3 pseudogenes are annotated in these 971 nt (G+C 46.3%); all 3 read right to left on the bottom strand.

The annotated features are described in order from the left end of the window. A pseudogene (locus tag H5163_RS21435) lies at positions 1-159 on the bottom strand (alpha/beta hydrolase family protein); the annotation flags it as partial. Positions 160-230: 71 nt separating this feature from the next. Next, positions 231-455, bottom strand: a pseudogene (locus H5163_RS21030) (alpha/beta hydrolase family protein); the annotation flags it as partial. A gap of 71 nt (positions 456-526) precedes the next feature. Then, positions 527-751: pseudogene (locus tag H5163_RS21025) on the bottom strand (alpha/beta hydrolase family protein); the annotation flags it as partial. Between the last annotated feature and the right edge of the window lie 220 nt (positions 752-971).

Here is a 971-nt window from a genome sequence, read left to right as displayed (position 1 = left end):
GTACTTTTCGAGCCATTGCTCTTGCTCCCAAAGCACATGCAGTAAACTCTTGCGAGCACGGTAGCCGTGAGCTTCGTAAGGTAACATCACTAAACGCGCTTCTTTACCTAAACCTTTGAGCGCAGAGTACATACGCTCGCTTTGCATTGGGAAGGTGCCGTGAGATTAAGGGTGGGTCTTCATCCCCATATAATTAAATTAACAAGCGCGGCATAAACCGTGCTTTCAATTTACTCTGATACAGAAGGTTCAGTATTTGCTTGAGCATCGCTTGCAGGAGCTTCGTCACTTAACAAGTATTTATCCAGCCACTGCTCTTGTTCCCAAAGCACATGCAGTAAACTCTTGCGAGCACGGTAGCCGTGAGCTTCGTAAGGTAACATTACTAAACGCGCTTCTTTACCTAAACCTTTTAGCGCAGCGTACATACGCTCGCTTTGCATTGGGAAGGTGCCGTGAGATTAAGGGTGGGTCTTCTTCCCCATATAATTAAATTAACAAGCGCGGCATAAACCGCGCTTTCAATTTACTCTGAAACAGAAGGTTCAGTATTTGCTTGAGCATCGCTTACAGGAGCTTCGTCACTTAACAAGTACTTTTCGAGCCATTGCTCTTGCTCCCAAAGCACATGCAGTAAACTCTTGCGAGCACGGTAGCCGTGAGCTTCGTAAGGTAACATCACTAAACGCGCTTCTTTACCTAAACCTTTGAGCGCAGCGTACATACGCTCGCTTTGCATTGGGAAGGTGCCGTGAGATTAAGGGTGGGTCTTCATCCCCATATAATTAAATCAACAAGCGCGGCATAAACCGCGCTTTCAATTTACTCTGAAACAGAAGGTTCAGTATTTGCTTGAGCATCGCTTACAGGAGCTTCGTCACTTAACAAGTACTTTTCGAGCCATTGCTCTTGCTCCCAAAGCACATGCAGTAAACTCTTGCGAGCACGGTAGCCGTGAGCTTCGTAAGGTA

It is taken from the genome of Pseudoalteromonas sp. SG44-8, from assembly GCF_014164125.1.
GTDB lineage: Bacteria > Pseudomonadota > Gammaproteobacteria > Enterobacterales > Alteromonadaceae > Pseudoalteromonas > Pseudoalteromonas rhizosphaerae.
This window is presented reverse-complemented; position numbering and strand designations above follow the sequence as displayed.